Raw genomic sequence first — 3,116 nt, 5'->3', positions numbered from 1 at the left:
CCCTCTCTCATTGCTTTAAACGATAGCTCTCTAAGGATCTCTATCCTCTGGAGCACGAGGTCTCTGAGCACGCGTCTCCTCAAGATCTCCCATGTGAATTAATATTAGGGTTTATATCTACCACTCTATGAATATGGTGGAGGTGGCCCCCATTTTCAGGCTCGGAACCGATTCTAAGCCAGGGTGAGAGGGAGGTTTTAAAAGCCCTAGCCATGGTTGGGAGGGGTTCTATAGAGGATGCATCAAGATCCAGTGGTATACCGAGGAGCACCATAGCATCTCTGGTAGAGGCTCTATCGGCTAAGGGTCTTGTGAGGGTTGAGAGGAAAACCAAATATATATATAGAACTACTAGGGAGGGTATCGAGAATCTGAGATCCTTCCCCGAGGAGGATCTTATAAGGCTTCTCTCGGAGAAAGGGGGGTCTATATCTATTCAAGAGGCAGAGAGAGCCATGGGTAAGGAGAGGGCCTCGATAGCGGTGGCATGGTCTAGAAGAAGGGGCTGGGTCAGGATTGAGGGCGATATGTTGATCCTCGTGGGAGGGGCTTCGCTAGAGAGATATAGAGAGACCCTTGCAAAATGTATCTCAGGCGTTGAAAGGGATGAGATACCCCTAACAGATGAGGAGATCCAGGAGCTTGTTAGGAGGAAGATGCTCTCTAGGGAGGAGAGGAGGGAGATATATTTCGAAGTTACTGATGAGGGCTATAATGTGCTTAGAAGAACCGAGAATCTACAGATCATCTCTAAGATAACAAAGGATATATTGTCTAGAAAGCCATCAGAGATTATATTAAGGCCATATAATGTTGAGGCAGAGCCAAGGGAGATCTATCCGGGTTATAAGCACTTCTATGTAGACTTCCTAGAGATGCTTAGGGATGTTATGGTCTCACTAGGGTTTGAGGAGATCACAGACGATCTTGTTGTGCCGGAGCTTTGGAATTTCGATGTTCTATTCCAAGCACAGGATCACCCGGCAAGGGAGATCCACGATACACTTGTTCTCGAATCGTCCCCAGCTGATCTTAAGGGGTATGCGGATCTCCTAGAGCTCGTTGCTAGGGAGCATGAGAGGGGCTGGGGATATAGATACGATAGATCTATAGCATCTAGGCTTATAATGAGGAGCCAGACCACGGCTGCTACTATTAAATACCTATATACACATAGAGAGCCTCCGGTGAGGGCCTTCATAGTTGGGAGGGTCTTTAGATTCGATGCTATAGACGCTAAACACCTACCTGAGTTCCACCAGATGGATGGCATTGCTATGGAGAGGGATATGAATCTGAGGAAGCTGCTAGGCATACTAACCCAGATCACAAGGGCTCTCGGATTTAAAGAGGTTGTGTTTAAACCAGGGTACTTCCCCTTCACAGAGCCTAGTGTTGAAGGATATGTTAGGATTGAGGGGCTGGGATATATAGAGATCTTTGGATCAGGGTTGTTCAGGCCAGAGGTGCTTAGAATGGTTGGGGTGAAACATAATGTGGGGGCCTGGGGCATGGGTGTTGATAGGCTTGCAATGGCGTATCTCTCTATATCAGATATAAGGGAGCTCTACACCCCCTCCCTCGAGAAGCTGAGGTGGTATAGAGTTGCCAGTTATAAGGCTATCCACTAAGAGGCTCTTCAGCCTATTGGGCAGGGAGATCGCGGAATCAGATCTAGAGAGGCTCTTAATGAGGGTGAAGGGCGAGGTTGAAAGAATTGGTGAGGGCTATATAGAGGTTGAGATTAATAGCGATAGACTCGATATGATGATCTCTGAGGGTGTTGCGAGAACTTTAAAAGGGCTCCTAGGGATAGAGATCGGCCTCCCCAGATATGTCTATAGAGATAGCGGCTATAGATTAGAGGTCAGGGATGTCCCGCAGAGGCCATATATAGCTATGGCTATTATAAGGGGGGTTAGAAGCTCTGATGAGTTCATAGAAGAGCTGATCCAGTTTCAGGAGAAGCTCCACGCAACTATAGGTAGGAAGAGGAGGAAGGTTGCAATAGGTCTTCACGATCTCTCTAAGGTTCCCGGCAGGGAGTGTATATATAGAGAGCTAGAGCCTAGAGAAACATTCGCCCCACTTGGATATTCGAGATCATTGAGTATAGAGGAGATCCTGAAGGTGACTGAGCAGGGGAGGCTATATGGGTATATATCGAATAGGGATGGAAGGGTGCCAGGCATAGTCTGTGGCGGTGAGATCATAAGCATGCCTCCGGTGATTAATTCGGAGCTCACAAGGATCACGGATAGGACAAGAGATCTTTTGATTGATGTGACAGGCACGGATCTAGGGTATGTTTTAAAGACACTAGAGATATTATCTACAACCATTGCAGAGGGTACGGAGGATAAGGCTATAGAGAGGGTATCTATACACGCCCCATGGGGGGTTCTAGAAACTCCTATGGGGGAGGTGAGGAGGATGATGCTAGATGTTAGATGGGCATTATCGCTAATAGGCTTGGAGGATTTGGGGGTAGATATTGTCTCCAGGTCTCTTGAGGAGATGAGATATGGTGTTAAACCTCTAGATAGTGGGGTTGAGGTCTATATACCATCGTATAGGATAGATGTTATAGAGCCTGTGGATCTTGTTGAGGATATAGCGATAGCATTGGATCTGAATAAGATCTCTCCAGAGCCGCTGCAGATAACACTCCCAGGCAGGCTGGATCATAGTTCGATCCTTAGAAGAATGTTGAGAGATATAATGGCTGGACTTGGATTCACCGAGGTCTATAGACATGTCTTGGTTCCGGAGCAGCTTTTGAGAGATCTAGGGTTCACAGATTTCCTGAGGATCAGAAACCCTGTTTCTAGCGAGATGTCCGCTGCAAGGCCCTCGATAATTATAAGTAACCTTATAACCCTCTCAGCCACACAGTACTCGCCAAAACCTATAAAGATCTACGAGATAGGGGATGTAATATTTAGAGATCCAACAACCTATACAGGGTGGAGGACAGGACTATCTATAGCTGCATCTATACTCGATTATGAGGTTAGCTTTGAAGATATACAAGCACCTCTATTCTCAATGCTAAGATCCCTAGGCCTATCCCCGAAAACCAGGCCTCGGAGATATCCACTCTTCATAGACGGTAG

General features: G+C 46.8%; 2 protein-coding genes. Both read left to right on the top strand.

Annotation, left to right across the window (positions count from 1 at the left end; genetic code table 11):
* Positions 1–131 precede the first annotated feature (131 nt).
* Positions 132–1,631: a phenylalanine--tRNA ligase subunit alpha gene (locus QXE01_02860; protein ID MEM4970176.1), complete on the top strand. Its 1,500-nt coding sequence runs from the start codon at positions 132–134 to the stop codon at positions 1,629–1,631.
* Positions 1,606–3,116: phenylalanine--tRNA ligase subunit beta (pheT, locus tag QXE01_02855; GenBank protein MEM4970175.1), on the top strand; the 1,511-nt coding region annotated here is incomplete at its 3' end. The genes QXE01_02860 and pheT, both read left to right, overlap by 26 nt.

The organism is Sulfolobales archaeon, from assembly GCA_038897115.1.
GTDB lineage: Archaea > Thermoproteota > Thermoprotei_A > Sulfolobales > AG1 > AG1.
Note: the sequence above shows the minus strand (reverse complement) of the source record. Positions and strands in the feature narration are given on the sequence as shown.